Consider the following 22,137-nt stretch of genomic DNA (forward strand, 5'->3'; position numbering starts at 1 on the left):
GGTGAAATACATCGCGTGTGCGCGCCGACTCAATCCGGACGGGGACTCCAAGCTCCGTGGCGAGCCAGTCACGCAGTGGGGCATAGCGTTCAAACAGTGCTGGCGGGCTGAGGAACGGCTGGATGCCCAGTACGCGCGCATCGTTTGCGTATCCTGGGGCGGGCAGCGCCACGAGGGCCAGGAACAGCCAGCCGATCACTGCGCCGGCGTACCGGATGCACCGTACTGGGTGCGGGGATCCGGCTGGATTGGATGGTAGCGTGACCATGTCTGCGCCTCCCCTCCGTACAGGTGGCAGGTCTGGTATCGAGTAAAGCACGCCTGGAACCATGAAGCGCGGGGCACCCTTGTGCGAATCCGGAAATCAACCCGTCCGGTGGACAACAACCCGACGCTTTTTGGTCAGCCACGATACGTGGTTCCGACGTTGGCGCCAATAATTTGGCGGATGTGCGGCGAGTCCCGCCCGGAAGCCACGTACTCGATTGGCTTCTTTCTTGCATTCCCAGGGCTGTAGCTACACGAGCGTGCCGCGGGTACGACAGGAGATTGCAGGATGGGGATGTTGGACCGTATTGCCGAGGCCCTGCTGGGCACGTTGCAGGGTCTCAGCCCGTTGACGGTTATCGGATTTTTCGCGCTGCTGCTGTTCGGCCTTTTCCTTGCGGCACTGGCCGCAACGGCGCTGCGTAGGGCGGAGGCCCTGCAGGGCGCGGCGCCCACGCTGCTGACGACATTGGGCATTCTGGGCACCTTTCTGGGTGTCGCCATCGGGCTTCTGGATTTCGATGCGGCCCGGGTGGAGGCCAGCATACCCGCCCTTCTGGAAGGGCTGAAGCTGGCGTTCGTCACGAGTATCGTCGGCATCCTGCTGGCCGCGGTGCTGCGCATCGTCCAGGTGATGACACCGGCACCGGCTGCATCGGGAGAGGCGGACCACACCGGCGCGCCGCACGCGCAATCCGGCCAGACCACGCTGGCGGCGGAACAGCGCGACGCCTCGCTGGCCGTGGTGGAGGCGGTACGCACGCTGGATCAGCGACTGGACGCCCGCCTGGAGCAACAGCACCGCGAACTGACCCGGACGCTGGACGGCATGGCCGAGCGGATCACGGAGATGAGCAGCGGACACCTCGTCGAGGCCCTGGAGCGGGTGATCCACGACTTCAACAGCCGCCTTGGCGAGCAGTTCGGCGAGAACTTCCGGCGCCTCGATGATTCGGTGGCCCGCCTGGTGGAGTGGCAGGAGCAGTATCGCCAGCAGATGGACAGTCTGCATCGTGCATTTGATCAGGCGCGGACGGGGGTGGAGCAGACCGAGCAGACCCTGGAACGGATGACGGGCCAGGCGCTGCAGATTACCCGGCATGTGGAGGATCAGGAGTCGACCCTGTCCAGCCTGCGCCGCGAGACGGTGGAGCTGGAGGCGTTGCTGGGCAGTATTGCGGCGCTGCGCGACCGGGCCACAGAGGCCTTCCCGGCGATGGATGCACGTCTGGAGGCCATGCTCGAGAGCATCGAGAACGCCGTTCAGGCGGGCCACGCGGCGGAGGGTCGCTGGGACGGTGGTCGCGCCGCGTCGGCGGTATCCGCGGGCGGACGTAGCTGATGTTTGCCTGGCTCGCGCGTCGTCGTCGCCGGCGAGGGGCCGGTGGTGGGAACGAGGCCGATCATGGCTCGCACTGGCTGGCGGTCGCGGACCTGATGGCCGCGCTGATGATGATCTTCCTGTTCCTGGCTCTGTTGCATATGGTGCAGGTGGAACGCGAGAGCGCGGCGCATACCGAGGTGCGGAACGAGGCGGCGGCCCTGCGTGCGGCGATCTATTCGGTGCTGGAGGAGGAATTCCGCGAGGATCTGCCACGCTGGAACGCGGAACTGGATCGCGACAGCCTGACCCTTCGCTTCCGCGAGCCCGAGGTTCTGTTCGAACGGAGTTCTGCGACCATACGCCCGCGCTTCGAGGCAATTCTGGCGGATTTCATGCCGCGTTACGCCGAGCAGTTGCGTCCGTTTTCCGAGGTGATCCGGGAGGTGAGGATCGAGGGCCATACCTCCAGCGAGTGGGAGGGAAGCGACGATGCCCTTGAGGCCTATTTCGGCAATATGGACCTCAGCCAGCGGCGCACGCGTGCGGTCCTGGAATACGCGTACGAGCTGGATGCCCTGCAGGAGGCCGACTGGTTTCGCTCGCGGGTCGCGGCGGTCGGGCTGTCCTCCTCGCGACGGGTGCTGGACGAGCAGGGCGAGGAGGATCGCCAGGCCTCGCGCCGGGTCGAGTTCAGCGTCCTTACGGATTTCGAGACGCGCTTGCTGGGCGAGGCGGCCCGGGAGCCGGAGGCCGAGCCACTAGAGGCGCGCGGACGCTGATGCGCGCCGACGCTTGCGGATGACTCCGCGCGTGGCGATGGGGCTGGGCGAGGCCTCAGATCGCTTCGAGCAGCGCCTGGCGCAGCCGGGCCTGGTCTTCCGCGGCGAGTGCGGTGCGGCCAGGGCGACTGAGCAGGAAGCTGTCCTCGACCTGTTCGCCGGCGGTTGCAATGCGGGCCGTACGAACGTCGATTCCCTGTTCCCCCAGGACATGCCCGATCGTGGACAAGAGACCCGGGCGGTCCAGGGCCCGCAGTCGCATGCGTGTGGCATGGCCGCCGGGGGCGGGCTCGAATTCGATCCGGGTGTCGACGTCGAAGTGCTTGAGCCGGCGCGGCAGTTGCCGGGACGCGGGGTCGGGGATGCCGCCTTCGTGTCCGAGTGCGCGCTCGAGGTTCTGGCGGATCTCGTCGGCGCGATAGCCGGCGTCCACGGTCTGGCCTCCACCGCTTTCGAGCACCAGGAAGGTGTCGAGTGTGCGTCCGCCCGTCGTGGTGATGATGCGGGCATCGACGATATCCAGCCCGAGTTGGGTCAGGGCGCTGGTGATTCGCGCGAAGATCTGTGGATGATCATCTGCGTAGACAAAGATCTCGGTACTCCCACGCGAGGTCTTGGGCCGCACCAGGATGAGCGGGAGGTCGTCCGGTTCCAGCGGGATCAGGGCCCGGGCATGCCAAGCGATCTCGTCGGCGGAGTGGCGCAGGAAGTACTCGTCGTCGAGTTCGTCCCACAGCTTCCGGGCCTGCTCGGGTTCGAATCCCTGCTGCTGCAGCCGTTCGAGCGCCTCGGCGCGGGTCTTGCGGATCTGCTCGTCCATGTCCGGCGGGGTGTCCAGTCCCCGTTCCAGGACATTGCGGGTGGCGTGGTAGAGGGTCTGGAGCAGCGAGTCCTTCCAGCTGTTCCAGAGCTCCGGGTTGGTCCCGCGGATGTCGGCGATCGTCAGCAGGTAGAGAAAATCGAGCCGCTCGCGGGTGGCCACCTCGCGGGCAAAGCCGAGGACGACCTCGGGGTCGGAGATGTCCTTGCGCTGGGCGGTCAGGGACATCAGCAAATGGGAGCGCACCAGCCATGCAACCAGGCCGGCGTCAGCATCCGAGAGGCCGTGCTGCTGGCAGAAGTGCAGGGCATCCTGTGCCCCCAGTTCGGAGTGGTCCCCGCCGCGACCCTTGGCGATATCGTGAAACAGGGCGGCCAGCACCAGGCGTTCGGGCCGTTCCAGCTCGCTGTGGATCCGATGGGCCAGCGGCTGTTCGTGGGCGAATTCCGGCAGTGCCAGGCGGCGCGCGTTGCGCACCACGTTCAGGGTGTGTTCGTCCACGGTGTAGGCGTGGAACAGGTCGTATTGCATGCGTCCGATGATTCGCCCGAAGGCCGGCAGGTAGTTGCCCAGCACCCCGTAGCGGTTCATTCGCCGTAGCTGGCTGGTAATGCCGCGCGGGGCACGCAGAATGGCCATGAATAGCTCGCGACAGACCGGGTTGCGACGGAAATGACCGTCGATCAGGTGTCGATGCGCCCGGATCAGTCGGATGGTGGAGGCGCGTATGCCCTGGATCTCGGGATGTTCCTGCAGCAGGCGGAAGACCTCCAGCAGGGCCGGTGGATAGATCATGAAGACCTGGTCGTGGGCGGCCTCGAGGTAGCCTCCGCGGGTCTGGAAGCGCTGGTGGATGCGCACCGGGTCCTGCAGGGCTTCGGGGTCGTCGAGGATGGCCTCGTTGAAGTGCTGCAGCAGCAGCTCGTTCAGGCGTTCGAGGTCGTTGATGGTGCGGAAGTAGCGCTGCATGAACTGCTCGACCGCCCGGTTGTGGTTCTGGTCGACGAAGCCGAAGGTGTTGGCCAGCTGGCGCTGCAGGTCGAACAGCAGGCGGTCCTCGCGTCGGCCGGAGAGCATGTGCAGGGCAAAGCGCACCCGCCAGAGGAAGTTCTGGCCCTCGATCATCTCGCGGAATTCGCCCTCGCGCAGGAAGCCCAGCGACACCAGCTCTTCGATACGCTCGGCCCCGTAATGCCGCTTGGTGACCCAGCCGATCATCTGGATGTCGCGCAGGCCGCCGGGGCCTTCCTTGACGTTCGGTTCCAGGCGATAGGCGGTCTCGCCGAAGCGACGATGGCGGGCCTGCTGCTCCGCCAGTTTGGCGGCGTAGAAGCTGCGCGAGTCCCAGATACGGTCGGGCTCGATGGCGCCGCGGAAGTCGTTGAAAAGCCCCAGGTGGCCGGCCAGGTAGCGGGCCTCGATCAGGTTGGTCGCGACGGTGATGTCGTCGCGCGCCTCGCGGGTGCAGTCCTCGATGCTGCGCACGCTGTGACCGACCTCGATGCCGATATCCCAGAGGAAGGTCACGAAGTCGCTGATGCGGTCGAAGCGGGCGCGGTCGTGCTCGCCCTCCAGGATAATCTGGATGTCGATGTCGGAGGCGGGGTGCAGTTCGCCGCGCCCGTAGCCGCCAACTGCGATCAGGCAGAGCTGATCGTCGTCGGCGAGGCCCTTCTGCGCCCAGATCAGCTTGAGCAGTTCGTCGATGCGCCGGGCATGCCCGTGGATCAGTTCCGCGATGGGCATGCCGTCCCGAAAACCCTGGTATTGCTGCTCCAGGATGGCACGCCGGCGGTCCCGGAACAGGGCGATGTTCCCCGGGTTGCGGCTGAGCCGCTGGTAGTCCTCGCCCCAGTCCGGTGTGAACGCGGGGGTATCGAGTTCTCCGGGGGTGCTGCCCGCAGGATTCATTGGAGCTCCGTAGGTTGGGCGGTTCGAATCAGCGGGAAATGGACGATAAGGTCCTCGATCAGGCAGCGATCTCCTGCGGGGGTGTCTCGTCCTTGCGTAGCGTCAGGATCTCGTGGCCGTCCGCCGTCACCAGGATAGTGTGTTCCCACTGCGCCGAGGGACTGTGGTCCTTGGTCACGGCGGTCCAGCCATCGGCCAGAATGCGCGTGTGGCGACGCCCGGCGTTGATCATGGGCTCGATGGTGAAGCACATGCCTTCTTCCAGCGTCATGCCGGTGCCGGGCTTGCCATAGTGCAGGACCTGCGGATCCTCGTGGAAACCGCGACCGATCCCGTGACCGCAGAACTCGCGCACGACCGAGCAGCGCTGGGCCTCTGCATAGTCCTGGATGGCGTGCCCGATGTCGCCCAGGGTGGCCCCGGGGCGCACCTGCTGGATGCCGAGGTACATGCTGGCTCGCGCCACGTCGATGGCCCGCTGGGCCTGGATGCCGGCCTTCCCGATTACGAACATTCGACTGGTGTCGCCATGGAAGCCGTTCTTGATCACGGTGATGTCGATATTGAGGATGTCGCCGTTTTTCAGCTTGCGGTCACCGGGAATGCCATGACAGACCTGGTGGTTCACCGAGGTGCAGATCGATTTCGGAAAGCCGCGGTAGTTCAGCGGGGCCGGGATCGCGTCCTGGGTGTTCACGATATAGTCGTGGCAGATCCGGTCCAGTTCCCCGGTCGTCACGCCGGCCTGCACGTGGGGCTCGATCATCTCGAGGACTTCGGCGGCCAGGCGGCCGGCGACGCGCATGTGTTCGATTTCTTCGGGGGTCTTGATGGAAACGGACATGAGGGCTCCCGCCGCGGCGCCCGGAGGGGCTCGGCGTTTGGTTCGGATAAGCGTCCTATGCTATAAAGCGCGCGCCTCGCTGGCAATTCGGCGGGGCCGGAAGCCGCCCTTTTCGGGAGCGGCGTTCGAAACCCTAATCCACACACGTATCGGCACGGTCTGTCGGGTGCCCGCCCTCGAAGAAGATTCGGTTCGGGTTTCAGATCGGGATGCGTGGAGGCTCAACCCGTTACAGGAGAAAACTCATGTCCCTCGTGACTATGCGACAGATGCTGGAGGCCGGTGTGCACTTCGGCCACCAGACGCGTTACTGGCATCCCAAGATGGCCCCGTACATCTTCGGGGAACGCAACAAGATTCATATCATCAACCTCGAGAAGTCGCTGCCGATGTTCAACGATGCGTTGAACTTCCTCGGCAAGATCGCGGCCGACGGTGGCCAGATCCTGTTCGTCGGCACCAAGCGCTCGGCGCGCGACGTGGTGGCGGAAGAGGCGCGGCGCTGCGGCATGCCGTACGTCAGCCATCGCTGGCTGGGCGGTATGCTGACCAACTTCAATACGGTCAAGCAGTCGATCAAGCGACTGAAGGACCTCGAGACGATGGACGCCGACGGCAGCTTCCAGGTCCTGAACAAGCGCGAGGCCCTGAGCCGCCGCCGCGAGAAGGACAAGCTGGACCGCAGCCTGGGCGGTATCAAGGACATGAACCGCATGCCCGACGCGATGTTCGTGATCGATGTCGGCTACGAGAAGATTGCCGTGGCCGAGGCGAAGAAGCGCGGTATCCCGGTGGTGGCCGTGGTCGATTCCAACCACTCCCCGGAAGGCGTGGACTACGTGATCCCGGGCAACGATGATGCGATGCGGGCGATCCAGTTGTACGTGGCGGCGATCGCCGACACCATCATCGAAGCCAAGGGCGCGGTCAGCACCGGTGGTGTGAGCGAAGAAGAATTCGCCGAGCCGGCCGCTGCGGCCTCCACTGACGGTGCCGACACCGCGTCGCCCGCCAATCCCGCTTGATAACCGGGGCCGGTCGCTATGTTGGCGGCCGGTCCGAGCATGATTCAGGAGCACGTAACGATGCAGATTACTGCTGCACAAGTGAAAGAACTGCGCGAGCGCACAGGCGCCGGCATGATGGAATGCAAGAAGGCCCTCACCGAGACCGGTGGGGATCTGGAAGCAGCCGTGGAGGCCATGCGCAAGTCGGGCATGGCGAAGGCCGACAAGAAGGCGGGTCGTGTCGCCGCCGAGGGTCGCGTCGAGATTGCCAGCGAGGGATCGCGCGCCGTGATCGTCGAGATCAACTGCGAGACGGATTTCGTCGGCAATGACGACAACTTCCGTGCCTTTACGGGGACCTGCGCCAAGGTGGCACTGAACACCTCCGCCGATTCGGTGGAAGGCCTGATGGCCGAAACGGTTGATGGCCAGACCCTGGAAGAGCAGCGCACCCAGCTGATCGCCAAGGTCGGCGAGAATGTCCAGGTGCGCCGGTTCGAGCGCATGTCGGCCGAAGGTGCGCTGGGTTTCTACCAGCACGGTGCCCGTATTGGTGTCCTGGTCGGCCTGAACGGCGGCGACGAGCAGCTGGCGAAGGACATCGCGATGCATATCGCGGCCAGCCATCCGGTATGCGTGGACGAGAGCCAGGTTCCGACCGAGATGCTCGACAAGGAACGTGCGATCTTCAAGGCGCAGGCCGAGGAGTCCGGCAAGCCAGAGAACATCATCGAGAAGATGATCGAGGGTCGGATCCGCAAGTACCTGGGCGAGATCACGCTGGTCGGCCAGCCGTTCGTGAAGGATCCCGACCAGACCGTGGGCCAGCTGTTGGAAAGCAAGGGGGCCTCGGTGTCCGGGTTTATCCGCTACGAGGTCGGCGAGGGCATCGAGAAGAAGACCGAGAACTTCGCCGAAGAGGTAATGGCCCAGGCGCGCGGCGCCTGAGGCAGCAGGACCCCGGGGCGGCCACTTGATGCGGCCGCTTCCGGATCCAAGGGCCAGAAAAGTCTGGCGAGCGAGAACAAACGAGCCCGAGACAAGGAACCCCATGAGTCAGGACAGCCAGCCCGCGTACCGGCGCATCCTTCTGAAGTTGAGCGGGGAGGCCCTGATGGGCCAGCAATCCTACGGGGTTGACCCGGATGTCCTGGCGCAGGTGGCCGAAGAGGTTTCGGAGCTCTCCCGCATGGGGGTGGAAGTTGGCATCGTGATCGGTGGCGGCAACATCTTCCGTGGGGCGGGGCTGGCCCAGGGTGGTATGGATCGGGTGACCGGCGACCACATGGGCATGCTGGCGACGGTCATCAATTCCCTGGCTCTGCAGGATGCGATCGAGCGTGCCGGACGCTTCTCGCGCGTGATGTCGGCCATCCGCATCAACCAGGTGTGCGAGGACTACATCCGCCGCCGTGCGGTTCGGCATCTGGAAAAGGGGCGCATCGTGGTATTCGCGGCCGGTACCGGCAACCCGTTTTTCACCACGGATTCCGCGGCGAGCCTGCGGGCGATCGAGATCAACGCCGACATCATGATCAAGGCGACCAAGGTCGACGGGGTCTACGATTCCGACCCGATGACCAGCAAGGAAGCCCGGCGCTACGAGCGCCTGACGTTCGACGATGCGCTGGAACAACGCCTGGGCGTGATGGATACCACGGCGCTTGTGATGTGCCGCGACAATGGCCTGCCGCTTCGTGTAATGAACATGTTTGCCAGGGGCGACCTGCAACGGCTCGTGATGGGCGAGCCGGTTGGTACCCTGGTCGAGGGATCCCGCAATGAGTGACGCCACCATCAAGGATGCGCGCGAGCGCATGGACAAGAGCCTGGAAGCACTGCGCAACGAGCTGTCGAAGATCCGCACCGGGCGCGCCCACCCCACGCTGCTCGAGCACGTGCACGTGGAGTATTACGGCATGGAAGTGCCGATCAACCAGGTCGCGAACATCACGGCGGAGGACGCGCGGACGCTGGCCGTGGTGCCCTACGAGAAGGACATGGTGGGTAAGATCGAGAAGGCCATCATGACCTCCGATCTGGGGCTCAATCCGGCGAGCATGGGTACCGTGATCCGGGTGCCGCTGCCGTCGTTGACGGAGGAACGTCGCCGCGACCTGGTCAAGGTCGTGCGCGCCGAGGCCGAGCACGCGCGCGTGGCCGTGCGCAACATCCGGCGGGACGCCAACAACGCCTTCAAGCAGCTGGTCAAGGACAAGGAGATGTCCGAGGACGACGAGCACAAGGCGCAGGATCAGATCCAGAAGCTGACGGATGATCACATCGCCAAGGTGGATGCGATGCTGGCGGACAAGGAAGCCGAGCTGATGGAAGTCTGACCGGCGCACGCGATGCCGGGTTCCAGTACACCATCCAGCGAGGCGTTGCCCGCGCACGTGGCCGTCATCATGGATGGCAACGGGCGCTGGGCCAAGGCCCGTGGCCTGAGTCGGTCCGAGGGACACCGCGCCGGGCTGGAGGCGACGCGCCGGGCGGTTCGTTTCTTCGCCGAACAGGGCGTCGGCACGCTGACCCTGTTTGCCTTCAGCAGCGAGAACTGGGCCCGTCCCCGCGACGAGGTCGAGGCCTTGTTCGAGCTGTTCGTCTCCGCCATCGAGGCGGAACTTCCGGAACTTGTCGAACGCGGGATCGCCCTGACCTTCATCGGTGACCGTGCAAACTTTCCCCAGGACCTTCAGACCCGCATGACCGATGCGGAGCAGACATCCGCAGGCAACGAGCACATGCACCTGGTGGTGGCGCTGGGGTACGGCGGGCGCTGGGACATCCTGCAGGCGGCTCGGCGCTGGGTCGCGAGCGGCGAAGAAGGTCCGGATCCCGAGACCACATTCTCCGGGTATCTCAGCACCGCCGGGCTGCCGGATGTGGACCTGCTGATCCGCACCGGTGGGGAGTGTCGGATCAGCAATTTCCTGCTCTGGCAGTCCGCCTACGCCGAGCTGCTGTTTATCGATCCCTTCTGGCCCGATGTCAGCGCGGCCGAGTTGCAGGAGGGACTCGCCTGGTATGCGCGCCGGCAGCGGCGGTTCGGTCGGGTCCTCGCCAGAGGGGCGGGACCCGAGCCGGGCGAGGTGTCCAGTGCTTAGGCAGCGCATCCTGACGGCCTCGGCCCTGGGGTTGCCGGCCCTGGCCCTGGTGGCCTGGGGACCCAACGGGGCGGTGCTGCTGTTGGTGGTGCTGATCCTCGGTCTGGCGACCTGGGAGTGGGGCGGCCTGGCCGGACTCGACGGTGCGGGGCCGCGTGGGGCGCTGGTGCTTGCAGTGGGCGTCCCGGTGCTTGCGCTGGGCGTGGCGCCGATCGCCGGTCTGCACTATCTGATTCTCGGCCTTTCACTTCTTTGGTGGCTGGTCGTACTGCTGGTTCTTCCGTTTTACCGAGAGCACGAGGCCGGGGCGCGAGGCCGGCATGGGGCACTCTTTGCCGTGGCGGCCGTCCTGGCGTTGGTTCCGGCCGGGATGGCGCTGGTCTGGCTGCATGCCATGGCGCCCCTGCTGGTGGTCTACCTGATCGTGCTGGTGGGTCTGGCGGATACGGGTGCGTATTTTGCCGGCAAGGCCCTGGGGCGGCATTCGCTCGCACCGCATATCAGCCCCGGCAAGACCCGTGAAGGCCTGTTCGGGGGGCTTTTGACCGTGATCGCCTTCGCGATCGTGGTGGCATGGGCGTGGGGGCTCGATCCGATGGATGCGCTGGTGTTCCTGCTGCTGTCGGTGCTGATCGGTCTGGTCTCGGTCGCGGGCGACCTGTTCGAGAGCATTCTGAAACGCGAGGCCGGGGCCAAGGACAGTGGTTCCTTGCTGCCCGGCCACGGGGGTATTCTGGATCGGTTCGACAGCATGGTCGCGGCGGCCCCCGTTTTTCTGGCCGGCTTGCTCTGGCTGGCGCTGGTCCCGATGCCGTCGGTGGCGGCGTAGCGCGAACGGAGGCAAGTGTCCATGAATACGACCCACATCACGATTCTCGGATCGACCGGCAGCATCGGCGTGAGCACGCTCGACGTGATCGCACGCCAGCCGGAACGCTTTCGTCTCCACGCACTGACGGCGCATCGCAATGTGGAGCGGATGCGCGAACAGTGCCTTGCGCACCGGCCCGAGGTGGCGGTGATGGTCGACCCACAGGCGGCCGAGTCCCTGCGCACGTCCCTGGCGGCCGCGGGTGCAGTGACCGAGGTCCGGGCGGGACCGGAGGCCCTGGCCGACGTTGCCCGGGAGCCGCGGGTTGATGCGGTGATGGCGGCGATCGTCGGGGCCGCGGGGCTATTGCCGACGCTGGCCGCGGCCGAGGCGGGCAAGCGGGTATTGCTTGCCAACAAGGAGGCCCTGGTGATGTCCGGGGCGTTGCTGATGGATGCGGTGCGCCGTTCCGGCGCGTGTCTGTTGCCAATCGACTCCGAGCACAACGCAATCTTCCAGTGTCTGCCCAATGGCTATGTCTGCGCGGAGCCGGTAACCCCGCACGGGGCTCGGCGGATCTGGCTTACCGCATCCGGTGGGCCGTTTCGCGATCGTCCGCTGGACAGCTTTGTCGGGATTACCCCCGACGAGGCCTGCGCCCATCCGAACTGGGACATGGGGCGCAAGATCTCGGTGGACTCCGCGACGATGATGAACAAGGGGCTGGAGGTGATCGAGGCGTGCTGGTTGTTCGCGGTGCCGGCGTCGGTCATCCAGGTGGTCCTTCATCCGCAGAGCATCGTGCACTCGATGGTTGCCTACGACGACGGTTCGGTCCTGGCCCAGCTCGGGAATCCGGATATGCGGACGCCGATCGCTCACGCTTTGGCCTGGCCGGAGCGCATGGAATCGGGCGTCGAACCGCTGGATCTGCTGACCATGGGCAAGCTGGAGTTTTCCGAGCCGGAGGCGGCACGCTTCCCCGCACTGAGCCTCGCCTATCGCGCACTGGAACAGGGTGGGACCGCCACGGCCGTGCTGAATGCGGCCAATGAAGTGGCGGTAGAGGCGTTTCTGGATGAGCGCCTGGCATTCAGCAAGATTCCGGCGGTCATCTCCGCAACCCTGGACGCGATGGAAACGGAGCCGGTGGATTCGCTGGATCGCGTGCTGGCCGCCGACCGTCGAGCGCGCGAGATCGCCGGGGAAGAGGTCGGAAACATGCGGCAAGTGGTGTCATGACATTCCTGACAAGTCTGCTGGCGTTTGCGGTGGCCATTGGCGTACTGGTGACCGTGCATGAGTACGGGCACTACCTGGCGGCACGTCTGATGGGAGTGAAGGTGCTGCGATTCTCCGTCGGGTTCGGGCGTCCGCTGTACAAGCGCCATTTCGGGCGGGACCGGACCGAGTTCGTGATCGCCGCGCTGCCGCTGGGTGGCTATGTGAAGATGCTGGACGAGCGCGAGGGACCCGTGGCGCCGGAGGAGGCCCCGAGGGCTTTCAATCAGAAGGGGCTTGGGGCGCGTACCTTCGTGGTGTCCGCCGGCCCGGCCGCGAACTTCCTGCTGGCGATCCTCGTGTACGCGGTGATGTTCATGGTAGGCGTGGGCGGCATCAAGCCGATTCTCGGGGATGTCGCATCGGATTCACCGGCCGCCGAGGCCGGGCTCGAGCGTGGGCAGGAGATCCTGCGCGTCGGCGACCGTGCGGTGGTGGACTGGGAACAGGCCAACCTGCGGCTGCTGGATCACGCGGTGCGCGGCGAGGCCGTGACGCTGCTGATCCGTGATGCCGATGGCCGCGAAGTCGAGCGTGAGGTCGACCTGCGGGAGCGCCAGGCGTTGCTGGGCGAGGGACAGTTCCTCGACAAGCTGGGTCTGCAGCCCTATCGGCCCCTGCTTGAGCCGCGCATTGGTGCCGTGGAGGCCGGGAGTCCCGCGGCGGCGGCCGGGCTGGAGCCGGGGGATCGCGTCCTGGCCGTGGACGGTGAGCCCGTGGCCGACTGGAACCGCTGGGTCGAGGTCGTGCGCGCCCAACCGGAGGCGGACCTTCGGGTGACGGTGGAGCGGGACGGGCGAACCCTGGATCTGCACCTGATGCCCGAGTCGGTGGAGCACGACGGCGGAGTCATGGGGCGGATTGGCGCGGGGGTGGATACGGATCAAGCGGCGGCCCGGGACATGGCTGTGCTGGTGCGGCAGGGTCCGGTTTCGGCGTTTGGCGCGGGGATCCAGCGCACGTGGGACGTCTCGGTGCTTACGCTCGGGATCCTGTGGCGAATGATCACCGGGGATGCGTCGGTTAAAAATATCAGCGGACCGGTTACCATAGCCGAGTTTGCGGGGGTCTCGGCACTGATCGGGGTCTCGGCGTTTCTGGGATTTCTCGGGCTGGTGAGCGTGTCGCTCGGGATTATCAACCTGCTGCCGGTTCCGATGCTGGACGGCGGGCATCTGCTGTACTACGCCGCGGAGGCGGTGAAGGGCAGCCCGGTCTCGGAGCGCACGCAGATGATTGGCCAGCAGGTGGGTCTGCTGGCGATTGCGGGCCTGATGACACTGGCCCTGTACAATGACCTGACACGACTGTTCGGTTAGGCGCCGGCATTCCGGAGTGTTACCCCGGGTGCCTTCGACTGGCCTGCCGAGCGGCCTTTTTTTGGCGGAGAGCATGGCGCGAAACAGCTTGAGAGGAATGGCCCTGGTCGGTTTGCTGGGGCTGGCGGGTACGGCCTGGGGCCAGGCCTATGAGATCGAGGACATCGAGATCGAGGGACTGGAGCGGATTACCGCCGGGACCGCGCTCAGCTATCTGCCGGTCCAGGTGGGCGATACCTTCGACGACAGCCGTAGCCCGGAGGTGATCCGCGAGCTGTTCCAGACGGGTTTCTTCGACGATGTGGAGATCGCCCGGCGCGGCGATGTGCTGGTGGTGATGGTTTCGGAACGGCCCGCGATCAACGAAATCAACTTTTCCGGCAATCGCGATATACCCGACGAGGGTCTGCGCGAGGCGCTCGATTCCGCGGGCCTGCGCTCGGGTCGTGTGTTCAATCGGACGATGCTGGACCGGATCGAGAGCGAACTGCGGCAGCAGTATTTCGCCCGCGGCCGCTACAACGTCCAGATCGATGTCGAGATCGTCGACCTGCCGCGCAACCGGGTGGATGTGGAGATCGAAATATCGGAAGGGCCGGTGGCGAAGATTCGCCAGGTCAACGTGGTCGGCAACGACAGCTACAGCACGAGCGAACTCACCCGCGGGTTCGAGTCGGGGGTGCCACGCTGGTGGGCTTTCTTCAGTCGCCGCGACAACTACTCGCGGGAGAAGCTCTCCGGAGACCTGGAGCAACTGCGCTCGCACTATCTGGATCGGGGCTTTCTGGAGTTCGATATCGATTCGACGCAGGTGACGCTGACGCCCGATCGCAAGGATCTGTTCATCACCCTCAATGTGGATGAAGGTGAGCGCTACACCGTGACCGGGGCCGAGCTCTCCGGGGAGTTCGTGGTCCCGCGCGAGGAACTGGAAGAGCTGATCGATGTGGACATCGATGCTCCGTTCTCGCGCAGCCAGGTGACCGAATCCGCCGAGCGCATCAGCGAACGCCTGACCCAGGAAGGTTTCGCGTTCGCGAACGTCAATCCTGTCCCGGACGTGGACGAGGACAACCGTGAGGTATCGGTCACGTTTTTTGTCGACCCGGGCCCGCGCGTCTATGTGCGCAATATCCGGATCTCCGGAAACGAGAACACCGAGGAACGTGTCTATCGCCGCGAGCTTCGCCAGATGGAGAGCGCCTGGTACAACGGCGCGTTGATCGAGCGTTCGCGTGTGCGGATCCAGCGACTGCCGTTCGTGCAGAGCGTGAACGTGGAGACCGAGCGAGTTGCCGGCACCGATGACGAGGTGGACCTGAACATAACGGTGACGGAGCAGCAGTCGGGGGCGCTGTCCCTGGGGGCCGGTTTTTCGCAGAACCAGGGCCTGCTGCTGACCGCGAGCCTGACGCAGGACAACTTCCTCGGGACGGGCAACCGGTTCTCCACCGAGGTGAGCACCAGCGACGTCAACCAGCTGTTCGAAATGAGCGTAACCAATCCGCACTACACCCCATCCGGGGCGAGTCGGGGCTTCTCCGTGTTCTACCGCAAGATCGATGCGGAGGAGGCCAATATCTCGCGGTATTCCTCGAACCGGTATGGATTTGACGTGACCTACGGGATCCCGCTGTCGGAGTTCGACCGGATCCAGGTACGGCCCGGCTTCGAGAACATCGAGATCGAGACGGTCGATCGGTCTGACGGCCGTGTCGGGACCCCGGACGAGATCAATGACGAGCTGGACGAGTTCGGCTCGGCCGCGAACCTCTACAAACTGGAGACGAGCTATGTCCACGATTCGCGGGACAGCACCACCTTCGCGTCGGAAGGGCGACGTCATCGTGTCGGGCTGGAAGTCGCGGTGCCGGGGAGCGACCGTGAGTTCTACAAGCTGACCTATTCCGGTCAGGAGATCTTCCGGCTGTCCGAGCGCTATTCTTTCAGCCTGTCCGCGGGACTGGCGTATACGGATGGTTACGGCGGCGATGACGTACCGTTCTACGAACGACTGTTCGCCGGCGGGATTCGATCGGTACGCGGCTACGAGGATAATCAACTCGGGGATCTTCGCCGTATTCGTGACGGAGACGTTGCGACGCGTGATTCGAATGACGACCCCTATGGCGGGCGATTCCGTACCACGCTTTCAGGCGAGCTGTTCTTCCCGATGCCGTTCGCCGCGGACAACGATGCGGTACGCATGAGCACCTTTGTCGATGCCGGGAACGTGTTTCACGATGTGTCGGATTTCGAGACCAGCGAAGTCCGTGCATCGGCCGGTGTCGCGGTGACCTGGTTCTCGCCGGTCGGGCCGTTGAGCTTCAGCGTGGCCGAGCCATTCAACAACCAGCCGGGTGACGAGCTTCAGCGCTTCCAGTTCCTGCTGGGGGCCAGTTTCTGAGGATGATCGGTGCAAGAGCATCGGGAGGCGAGATGAGACCGTTGAGGATCGGCCTGGCGGCGGTACTGGCCGCTAGCGTTTGGCTGGCCCTGCCGGCCGCGGCCGGTGCGGAAAACGTGGCATTTGTCACCATGAATCGCATCCTCGAGGATTCGCCCCAGGCGGAAGAGGCCATGCGCGAGCTGGAGCGCGAGTTCTCCCCGCGTGATTCGGAGTTGGTGGAGGAACGCGAGGAGTTGCAGGGTCTGCGCGACCGGCTGGAACGCGATGGGGACATGATGAACCCGTCGGAACGAGCGGATCTCGAACGCGAGTTTTCGCAGCGCTCGCGCGAATTCCGTCGCGCCCAGGAGAGCTTCAGCGAGGACCTCAATGTGCGCCGCAACGAGGAACTGGCCAAGCTCCAGCGGCGAATCAATGATGCCATCGTCGATCTCGCGCGCGAGCGCGACATCGACCTGATCCTGACCGAGCGCAACGTGCTGTACGCCAGCGACCGGATCGACATCACGGACGATATCCTTGCCGCAATGCAGCGAGACTGACGGCGGGTACTCGGCCCGCGAGCTGGCACATGCGCTCGATGGGCGGCTTGCCGGGGACGCCGAGCGCCGAATCACCGGACTGGCCCCACTGGCCACCGCCGGGCCAGGTGATCTGAGCTTTGTCATTGACACCCAACGCCAGGACGAAGCCCTGCGGGCGAGTGCCGCCGGTGTGATCCTGGTCCCGGAAGCGGAGGACGTGGAAGCCGCGCCGGGCCGCACCCTGATTCACCTGGATGATGTCTACCTGGGTTATGCCCGTGCGAGTCAATGTCTCGGCGCCAGTCGGCGTGCGCGGTCAGCAGGGATTCATCCGGGGGCCTTTGTCGATCCCGCGGCACGGATCGACGCGGATGCGTTTGTTGGGCCGGGGGCGGTTATTGGAGCCGGTGTCTCGGTGGGGCCTGGCGCCGTGGTCGAGGCCCATTGTGTGGTTGGCGACGGGGTAACGGTCGGGGACGGTACATTCTTGCACCCCGGGGTCACGCTGATCGGCGGGGTTGAGGTGGGGGCGCGCTGCATCCTGCACAGTGGCTGTGTGATCGGGGCCGACGGGTTCGGGTTCGCCTCCGCAGGCGCGCAGGGCTGGGAGAAGATTGAACAGCTGGGTGGGGTCGAGATCGGGTCCGATGTGGAAATCGGGGCCAACACGACCATTGACCGCGGGGCGTTGCAGGCGACCCGGATTGGCACCGGTGTGAAGATCGACAACCTCGTCCATGTTGCCCATAACGTCGAGATTGGCGACCATACCGCCATCGCGGGCTGTGTGGGGATTGCGGGCAGCGCACGGATCGGGGCGCATTGCGCAATCGGTGGCGGGGCCGGGATCCTCGGACACCTTGCCATTGCGGATCACGTCACGATCCATGCGATGACGCTGGTCACGCGATCCATCGACCGGCCTGGTCACTACGCCTCGGGGGTCCCGCATCAAGAGGCGCGGTTGTGGAATCGCATGCTGGCCCGATTGCGCCGTTTGGCGCGTTAGCCCGACGGGGTTCACCCCGGGAATATTCGGACCCGACCCGTGTTGTGGGGAACGGTCGCATCGAGCGTCGTATTGAACGTCCGCGCAGCGGTCCGGATGCGGCACAACAAGGATCAGAGAAAGGACACCCGCGTGGATGACTTTAACGTCCAGGAGATCATGCGCTACCTGCCGCATCGCTACCCGTTCCTCATGGTGGATCGGGTGCTGGAATGGGAGGCGGGCAGCTACCTGACGGGAATCAAGAACGTCAGCATCAACGAGCCCTATTTTCAGGGGCACTTCCCGATCAAGCCGGTGATGCCGGGGGTGCTGATCCTCGAGGCGCTGGCTCAAGCCACCGGCCTCCTGGCATTCAAGACCGAGGAGGCACGCAACGAAAACCAGGACAAGCAGCAGCTGTATCTGTTCGTGGGGATCGACGAGGCGCGCTTCCGGCGCCAGGTGGTACCCGGCGATCAGCTCCACCTGCGGGTCGATCTCAAACGCACGGTACGCGGTATCTGGCGCTTCGATGCGGTGGCGAAGGTGGGTGACGACGTATGCGCGACCGCGCAGTTGATGTGTTCCGGCCAGGAAATCCCGGCGTGATCGACCCGCGGGCCGACGTCCATCCCAGCGCCGAGATCGACAGCTCGGTGGAGATCGGGCCGTTCTCTGTCATCGGCGCCAACGTGAAAATTGGCGCGGGTACCCGGGTCGGCTCGCATGTGGTGATCAAGGGGCCGACCGAAATCGGGCGTGACAACCGGATCTTTCAGTTCTCCTCGCTCGGGGAGGAACCCCAGGACACCAGCTATCGCGGCGAACCGACCCGGCTGGTGATCGGCGACCGCAACGTGATCCGCGAGTCGGTGACGTTGCACCGCGGCACCGAGAAGGGGCTGGGCGAGACCGTGATCGGCCACGACAACCTGATCATGGCGTATGTCCACATCGCCCACGACTGCACGATCGGCAACAGCATCATCTTTTCCAACGCCACCTCGCTGGCCGGGCACGTGGAGATCCAGGATCATTCGACGCTGGGCGGCTTTACCCTGGTCCACCAGTTTTGCCGGGTGGGGACCTACGCCTTCACAAGCATGGGTGCGGCGCTCAACCGTGACCTGCCGCCGTATTGCCTCGCGAGCGGCAACTATGCTCGGCTGATCGGGATCAACAAGGTGGGCCTCAAGCGTAACGGCTTCTCCAACGAGGCCATCCAGGCGCTGCACCGGGTATTCATTCAGGGGATGCGCGGCCGTGCCGGGCGCGAGAGCCACCTGGACACGATGTTCGAGGAGACCGAGGTGCCCGAGGTGCGCAACCTGATCGGTTTCGTGCGTGGCAGTCGGCGCGGAATCCTGCGCGGTGGCCGCCCCCACTGACGGTTTACGGGGAGCTACATCGCCTCCCGATGATCGCTGGAGCGAAGGTGTCCGTAGTGGAGGAGTTCCTGCGCCATTTCGGCGACTCGCCGATCCGCCCCGCCTTCGCCCAGGCGTTCACGCACGTGTGCCAGCCGTTCACGCATGGCCTCGAGTCTGTCGCGATCGTCGAGCAGGTCCGCGGCATCGCGGGCCAGACGGTCGGGGGTGGCGTCATGCTGCAGGTATTCCGGCACCAGTCGTTCCTCCCCGACGATATTGACCAGGGCGATGTTCTCGAGGCGCACGAGCCGGGAGAAGACCGCATGGCTCAGGGCCCCCATCCGGTAGAACACCAGCATCGGAGCCTGGAGCAGGCCGGCCTCCAGGGTGGCCGTGCCGGATGCGATCAGCAGCAGGTCGGCCCCGGCCATCAGGGAATGGGTGGCCACCTCCCCCTCCACGAACTGCAACGGCAGGTCGTCGCCGGCCGCGAGGTCGGTGAGGCGGTCCGCGGTCACCCCGGGGGCCATTGATACCACGAACCGGACATCCGGATGGGTCGCGTGAACGTGTCGGGCGGTTGCCACCAGCATGGGCCAGTGGCGTTTGAGTTCGCCGCTGCGACTGCCGGGCAGCAGGCCGAGCAGGCGGGTGGCGGGCGGCAGGCCCAGCGTTTCCCGTATCGGTTTGTCTGCTGGGCGAACCCGGTCCACGAGGGGGTTGCCGACATAGCGTACTGCCACGCCGGCCTTCTCGTAGACGGCGGTCTCGAACGGGAACAGCACCGCCATCGCGTCGACGGAGTGCCGGATCCGCTTGATCCGGCCCGAACGCCACGCCCACAGCTGCGGGCTGACATAGAACAGCACCCGGATCCCGAGGCGGCGGGCATGGGCCGCCAGCCGCAGGTTGAACTCCACATAGTCGACCAGGACCAGCAGGTCGGGACGCTGGGTCTCCAGGTGCCGGCACATACGCCGGAACAGGCGGCGCAGGCGCGGGTAGTTGACCAGGACATCAACCAGCCCGACCACGGCAAGCTCCGCGACGTCGATCAGGGTGTCGACCCCGGCCGCGCGCATCTGTGTCCCGCCCATGCCGGAATAGCGCAGGCCCGGCTCGAGCGCGGACAGTTCGTGGACCAGCCCCGCCCCGAGGGCATCCCCGGAGCTCTCTCCGGCGCAGATCACCACATGCTGCGTCATGGTCCGACGCGGGCCTCTTCTGCGAGGGGCGCGGGGCGGGCCCGCATCATGCGAGGGCGTCGCGGATCTTCCCGCAGATCATGTCGATGGTGGCGTCCTCGAGTTCCGGGAACACCGGCAGGGACAGGCAGCGTGCGGCCACGGCTTCGGTGACGGGCAGCGATTGTGGTCGGTTCGGGAGATTGGCAAAGGCCTTCTGCTGGTGCAGGGGCACCGGGTAGTAGATCGCACAGGCCACGTCAGCGGCCTTGAGGGCCTCCATGATCGCGTCGCGGTGGTCGGTCAGCAGCGTGTACTGGTGGTAGACGTGGACCCCGATGCCGTCCTCGAACGGAACCTCGACCGGCAGCCCGGCCAGGCCATCGCGGTAACGCGCTGCCACCCGGCGGCGTTCGGTGTTATAGGTGTCGATGTGGGGGAGTTTCACCCGCAGGATGGCGGCCTGCATCTCGTCCAGGCGGCTGTTGTAGCCGATCTCATCGTGATAGTAGCGTTCGCTGGAACCATGGTTACGCAGCCGCCGAAGGGCCTCGGCGGAAGATGGGCAGCTGGTGGTTACGAGACCGCCATCGCCGAAGGCACCAAGGTTCTTGCTGGGGAAGAACGAGAAGCAGCCAAAGGCGTTGGCGGCGCCGGTCTGCACGCCATTGACCGTTGCGCCAAAAGATTGCGCGCAGTCCTCGACAATCATCACCTTGTGTTGCTCCGCGATCGCCTGGAGCCGCGGCATGTCCGCTGGCTGGCCAAACAGGTGGACCGGCAGGATCGCGCGGGTGCGCTCGGTGATCGCGGCCTCGACCTGGTCCGGGTCGATGTTGAAGGTCCGCGGGTTGATGTCCACGAAGATCGGGTCGGCCCCGACATAGCGGATGGCCTCGGCGGTGGCGATGAAGGTGAACGGAGTGGTGATGACCTCGTCACCCGGGCCGATGCCGGCCGCGGCCAGGGCCAGGTGCAGGGCATCGGTGCCGGAGGCGCAGGTGATCGCGTGCTCGACGCCCAGGTATTCGGCCAGCTCCTGTTCCAGGGCCTGCACGTTGGGGCCCAGGATGAAGCGGGCGCCCGTCAGCACCTCCTGTAGGGCGGCATCGATTTCGGGGCGCAGGGTCTGGTACTGGCGTTGCAGGTCGACCATCGGGATCACGGCTTGGCTCCTGTGGGGTTCGTGTCGAGGTGGCTGTGCGGGCCGTCGGCCCGGCTCATGATGTTCAGGTTTTCGGAGACCAGGTCGGTGATGCGGCTCGCCGTTTCCAGGGCCCGCTGGCCATCCCGGCCGCTGACCACCACCGGGCCCTGACCCCGCACGGCGGCCACGAAGGCCTGGATCTCGGCCAGCAGGGCGTCGGCCTCGTCGAACACGCTCTCTTCGCGGTGGATGGCCGGGGCGCCGGTTTCCGGATCGGGCTCGCCGATGTGGTTCAGCGACAGGATGCGGTTCTGGAAGTCCACCGAGGCATAGGCATGCGACTGGAAGATGCGCATGCGGCGCTCGGACTTGGTGCTGATGCGGCTGGAGGTCACATTGGCCACACAGCCGTTCGCGAACTCGAGGCGGGCATTGGCGATGTCAATGTCGCCGGTCAGCACCCGCGCGCCGGAGGCACGGATCTCGGTGAGCGGCGCCTCCACCAGCGACAGGATGATGTCGATATCGTGGATCATCAGGTCGAGGACGACCGACACATCGGTGGCGCGCGGCTTGTAGGGCGCCAGGCGGTGCGATTCGATGAATCGCGGGTGCAGCGGGCTCTCGGTGAGCCGGCGCAGCGCCGCATTAAAGCGTTCCAGGTGCCCGACCTGCAGGACCACGCCTTGTTGCTCGGCGATCTGGTTGAGGGCCTCGGCCTGGTCCAGGGTCGCGGTGATCGGCTTTTCCACGAGTACGTGGCAGCCGGCCTTGAGAAAGTCCCGGGCGATGTCGTAGTGCAGGGTAGTGGGGGCGGCAATGGAGACCGCATCGACCTGCCCGATCAGGGCGCGATGATCGGTCTCCGCCCGGCAGCCATGTTCGGCGGCAATGCGTTTGGCGGTTTCGGAATCGGCATCGACCACGGCGACCAGCTCGGTGTCCGGCAGGGCGGCGTATTTGGCGGCATGCCATTTGCCAAGGTGGCCCACGCCGATGGCGGCGCAGCGTAACGGGGATTGGGACATGGGTAGGCTCGGA

General features: G+C 65.5%; 20 protein-coding genes and 1 pseudogene. 15 read left to right on the forward strand and 6 right to left on the reverse strand.

Annotated features, from left to right (window positions below):
- Positions 1-268 (reverse strand): annotated as a pseudogene (locus ACESLR_RS07675) (hypothetical protein); the annotation flags it as partial.
- 288 nt (positions 269-556) lie between these two features.
- Between ACESLR_RS07675 and ACESLR_RS07680 the strand changes: the two are divergent.
- The gene (locus tag ACESLR_RS07680; RefSeq protein ID WP_373025189.1) at positions 557-1,609 is read left to right on the forward strand and encodes a hypothetical protein; all 1,053 of its coding nucleotides are present in this window, start codon (positions 557-559) and stop codon (positions 1,607-1,609) included.
- Positions 1,609-2,370 carry an OmpA family protein gene (locus tag ACESLR_RS07685; RefSeq protein ID WP_373025190.1) on the forward strand — a complete coding sequence of 254 codons (762 nt, stop codon included), beginning with the start codon at positions 1,609-1,611 and terminating at the stop codon, positions 2,368-2,370. Before ACESLR_RS07680 ends, ACESLR_RS07685 begins: the two co-directional genes overlap by 1 nt.
- A gap of 55 nt (positions 2,371-2,425) precedes the next feature.
- On the opposite strand, the gene glnD is transcribed toward ACESLR_RS07685, so the two are convergent.
- Positions 2,426-5,101 carry a [protein-PII] uridylyltransferase gene (gene glnD / locus ACESLR_RS07690; RefSeq protein ID WP_373025191.1) on the reverse strand — a complete coding sequence of 892 codons (2,676 nt, stop codon included), beginning with the start codon at positions 5,099-5,101 and terminating at the stop codon, positions 2,426-2,428.
- Between the two features lie 58 nt (positions 5,102-5,159).
- Positions 5,160-5,945 (reverse strand): type I methionyl aminopeptidase, encoded by a 786-nt coding sequence (gene map / locus ACESLR_RS07695; protein WP_373025192.1) that lies wholly within the window; start codon positions 5,943-5,945, stop codon positions 5,160-5,162.
- A 245-nt stretch (positions 5,946-6,190) separates the two neighbouring features.
- Here map and rpsB point away from each other — a divergent pair, with 245 nt between their 5' ends.
- The 13 genes from rpsB to lpxA all read left to right on the forward strand — a co-directional run bounded on the left by rpsB (position 6,191) and on the right by lpxA (position 18,783).
- Positions 6,191-6,970 carry a 30S ribosomal protein S2 gene (gene rpsB / locus ACESLR_RS07700; protein WP_373025193.1) on the forward strand — a complete coding sequence of 260 codons (780 nt, stop codon included), beginning with the start codon at positions 6,191-6,193 and terminating at the stop codon, positions 6,968-6,970.
- A 60-nt stretch (positions 6,971-7,030) separates the two neighbouring features.
- Entirely contained in the window at positions 7,031-7,900 is an 870-nt protein-coding gene (gene tsf / locus ACESLR_RS07705; protein ID WP_373054570.1) for a translation elongation factor Ts, read from the forward strand.
- A 103-nt stretch (positions 7,901-8,003) separates the two neighbouring features.
- The gene (gene pyrH, locus ACESLR_RS07710; protein ID WP_373025194.1) at positions 8,004-8,741 is read left to right on the forward strand and encodes a UMP kinase; all 738 of its coding nucleotides are present in this window, start codon (positions 8,004-8,006) and stop codon (positions 8,739-8,741) included.
- Complete coding sequence (gene frr, locus ACESLR_RS07715; protein WP_373025195.1) at positions 8,734-9,291, forward strand: ribosome recycling factor; 558 nt, start codon at positions 8,734-8,736, stop codon at positions 9,289-9,291. The genes pyrH and frr overlap by 8 nt, the downstream gene beginning before the upstream one ends.
- Before the next feature lie 12 nt (positions 9,292-9,303).
- The gene (gene uppS / locus ACESLR_RS07720) at positions 9,304-10,059 is read left to right on the forward strand and encodes a polyprenyl diphosphate synthase (RefSeq protein WP_373054501.1); all 756 of its coding nucleotides are present in this window, start codon (positions 9,304-9,306) and stop codon (positions 10,057-10,059) included.
- Positions 10,052-10,888 carry a phosphatidate cytidylyltransferase gene (locus ACESLR_RS07725; RefSeq protein WP_373025197.1) on the forward strand — a complete coding sequence of 279 codons (837 nt, stop codon included), beginning with the start codon at positions 10,052-10,054 and terminating at the stop codon, positions 10,886-10,888. The genes uppS and ACESLR_RS07725 overlap by 8 nt, the downstream gene beginning before the upstream one ends.
- 21 nt (positions 10,889-10,909) lie before the next feature.
- On the forward strand, positions 10,910-12,112 hold the full coding sequence (gene ispC, locus ACESLR_RS07730) for a 1-deoxy-D-xylulose-5-phosphate reductoisomerase (protein ID WP_373025198.1): 1,203 nt from the start codon (positions 10,910-10,912) through the stop codon (positions 12,110-12,112).
- Positions 12,109-13,470: an RIP metalloprotease RseP gene (gene rseP, locus ACESLR_RS07735; RefSeq protein WP_373025199.1), complete on the forward strand. Its 1,362-nt coding sequence runs from the start codon at positions 12,109-12,111 to the stop codon at positions 13,468-13,470. Before ispC ends, rseP begins: the two co-directional genes overlap by 4 nt.
- Before the next feature lie 73 nt (positions 13,471-13,543).
- Complete coding sequence (gene bamA / locus ACESLR_RS07740) at positions 13,544-15,877, forward strand: outer membrane protein assembly factor BamA (RefSeq protein ID WP_373054500.1); 2,334 nt, start codon at positions 13,544-13,546, stop codon at positions 15,875-15,877.
- A 32-nt stretch (positions 15,878-15,909) separates the two neighbouring features.
- Entirely contained in the window at positions 15,910-16,422 is a 513-nt protein-coding gene (locus ACESLR_RS07745) for an OmpH family outer membrane protein (protein WP_373025202.1), read from the forward strand.
- Positions 16,400-17,413: a UDP-3-O-(3-hydroxymyristoyl)glucosamine N-acyltransferase gene (gene lpxD / locus ACESLR_RS07750; protein ID WP_373066974.1), complete on the forward strand. Its 1,014-nt coding sequence runs from the start codon at positions 16,400-16,402 to the stop codon at positions 17,411-17,413. Before ACESLR_RS07745 ends, lpxD begins: the two co-directional genes overlap by 23 nt.
- Before the next feature lie 96 nt (positions 17,414-17,509).
- On the forward strand, positions 17,510-18,004 hold the full coding sequence (gene fabZ, locus ACESLR_RS07755; RefSeq protein WP_373025204.1) for a 3-hydroxyacyl-ACP dehydratase FabZ: 495 nt from the start codon (positions 17,510-17,512) through the stop codon (positions 18,002-18,004).
- Positions 18,001-18,783 (forward strand): acyl-ACP--UDP-N-acetylglucosamine O-acyltransferase, encoded by a 783-nt coding sequence (lpxA, locus tag ACESLR_RS07760; protein ID WP_373025205.1) that lies wholly within the window; start codon positions 18,001-18,003, stop codon positions 18,781-18,783. The genes fabZ and lpxA overlap by 4 nt, the downstream gene beginning before the upstream one ends.
- A gap of 14 nt (positions 18,784-18,797) precedes the next feature.
- On the opposite strand, the gene lpxB is transcribed toward lpxA, so the two are convergent.
- The 3 genes from lpxB to ACESLR_RS07775 are packed head-to-tail and all read right to left on the reverse strand — an operon-like array spanning position 18,798 to position 22,124.
- Positions 18,798-19,970, reverse strand: coding sequence for a lipid-A-disaccharide synthase (gene lpxB, locus ACESLR_RS07765; protein ID WP_373066977.1), 1,173 nt, complete (start codon positions 19,968-19,970; stop codon positions 18,798-18,800).
- A 46-nt stretch (positions 19,971-20,016) separates the two neighbouring features.
- Positions 20,017-21,114 carry a DegT/DnrJ/EryC1/StrS family aminotransferase gene (locus ACESLR_RS07770; RefSeq protein ID WP_373066980.1) on the reverse strand — a complete coding sequence of 366 codons (1,098 nt, stop codon included), beginning with the start codon at positions 21,112-21,114 and terminating at the stop codon, positions 20,017-20,019.
- Positions 21,111-22,124, reverse strand: coding sequence for a Gfo/Idh/MocA family protein (locus ACESLR_RS07775; RefSeq protein WP_373054435.1), 1,014 nt, complete (start codon positions 22,122-22,124; stop codon positions 21,111-21,113). Before ACESLR_RS07775 ends, ACESLR_RS07770 begins: the two co-directional genes overlap by 4 nt.
- Positions 22,125-22,137 lie beyond the last annotated feature (13 nt).

The organism is Thioalkalivibrio sp. (genome assembly GCF_041685615.1).
Taxonomy (GTDB): Bacteria; Pseudomonadota; Gammaproteobacteria; order Ectothiorhodospirales; family Ectothiorhodospiraceae; genus Thioalkalivibrio.

Excerpts from the sequence above, each read along its gene's own strand:
- bamA (WP_373054500.1), top strand. The coding sequence starts at position 13,544 with ATGGCGCGAAACAGCTTGAGAGGAATGGCCCTGGTCGGTTTGCTGGGG.
- map (WP_373025192.1), bottom strand. The coding sequence starts at position 5,945 with ATGTCCGTTTCCATCAAGACCCCCGAAGAAATCGAACACATGCGCGTC.
- glnD (WP_373025191.1), bottom strand. The coding sequence starts at position 5,101 with ATGAATCCTGCGGGCAGCACCCCCGGAGAACTCGATACCCCCGCGTTC.
- pyrH (WP_373025194.1), top strand. The coding sequence starts at position 8,004 with ATGAGTCAGGACAGCCAGCCCGCGTACCGGCGCATCCTTCTGAAGTTG.
- ACESLR_RS07775 (WP_373054435.1), bottom strand. The coding sequence starts at position 22,124 with ATGTCCCAATCCCCGTTACGCTGCGCCGCCATCGGCGTGGGCCACCTT.
- ACESLR_RS07685 (WP_373025190.1), top strand. The coding sequence starts at position 1,609 with ATGTTTGCCTGGCTCGCGCGTCGTCGTCGCCGGCGAGGGGCCGGTGGT.
- uppS (WP_373054501.1), top strand. The coding sequence starts at position 9,304 with ATGCCGGGTTCCAGTACACCATCCAGCGAGGCGTTGCCCGCGCACGTG.
- ispC (WP_373025198.1), top strand. The coding sequence starts at position 10,910 with ATGAATACGACCCACATCACGATTCTCGGATCGACCGGCAGCATCGGC.
- ACESLR_RS07745 (WP_373025202.1), top strand. The coding sequence starts at position 15,910 with ATGAGACCGTTGAGGATCGGCCTGGCGGCGGTACTGGCCGCTAGCGTT.
- tsf (WP_373054570.1), top strand. The coding sequence starts at position 7,031 with ATGCAGATTACTGCTGCACAAGTGAAAGAACTGCGCGAGCGCACAGGC.
- ACESLR_RS07680 (WP_373025189.1), top strand. The coding sequence starts at position 557 with ATGGGGATGTTGGACCGTATTGCCGAGGCCCTGCTGGGCACGTTGCAG.
- fabZ (WP_373025204.1), top strand. The coding sequence starts at position 17,510 with ATGCGGCACAACAAGGATCAGAGAAAGGACACCCGCGTGGATGACTTT.
- lpxB (WP_373066977.1), bottom strand. The coding sequence starts at position 19,970 with ATGACGCAGCATGTGGTGATCTGCGCCGGAGAGAGCTCCGGGGATGCC.
- frr (WP_373025195.1), top strand. The coding sequence starts at position 8,734 with ATGAGTGACGCCACCATCAAGGATGCGCGCGAGCGCATGGACAAGAGC.
- rseP (WP_373025199.1), top strand. The coding sequence starts at position 12,109 with ATGACATTCCTGACAAGTCTGCTGGCGTTTGCGGTGGCCATTGGCGTA.
- rpsB (WP_373025193.1), top strand. The coding sequence starts at position 6,191 with ATGTCCCTCGTGACTATGCGACAGATGCTGGAGGCCGGTGTGCACTTC.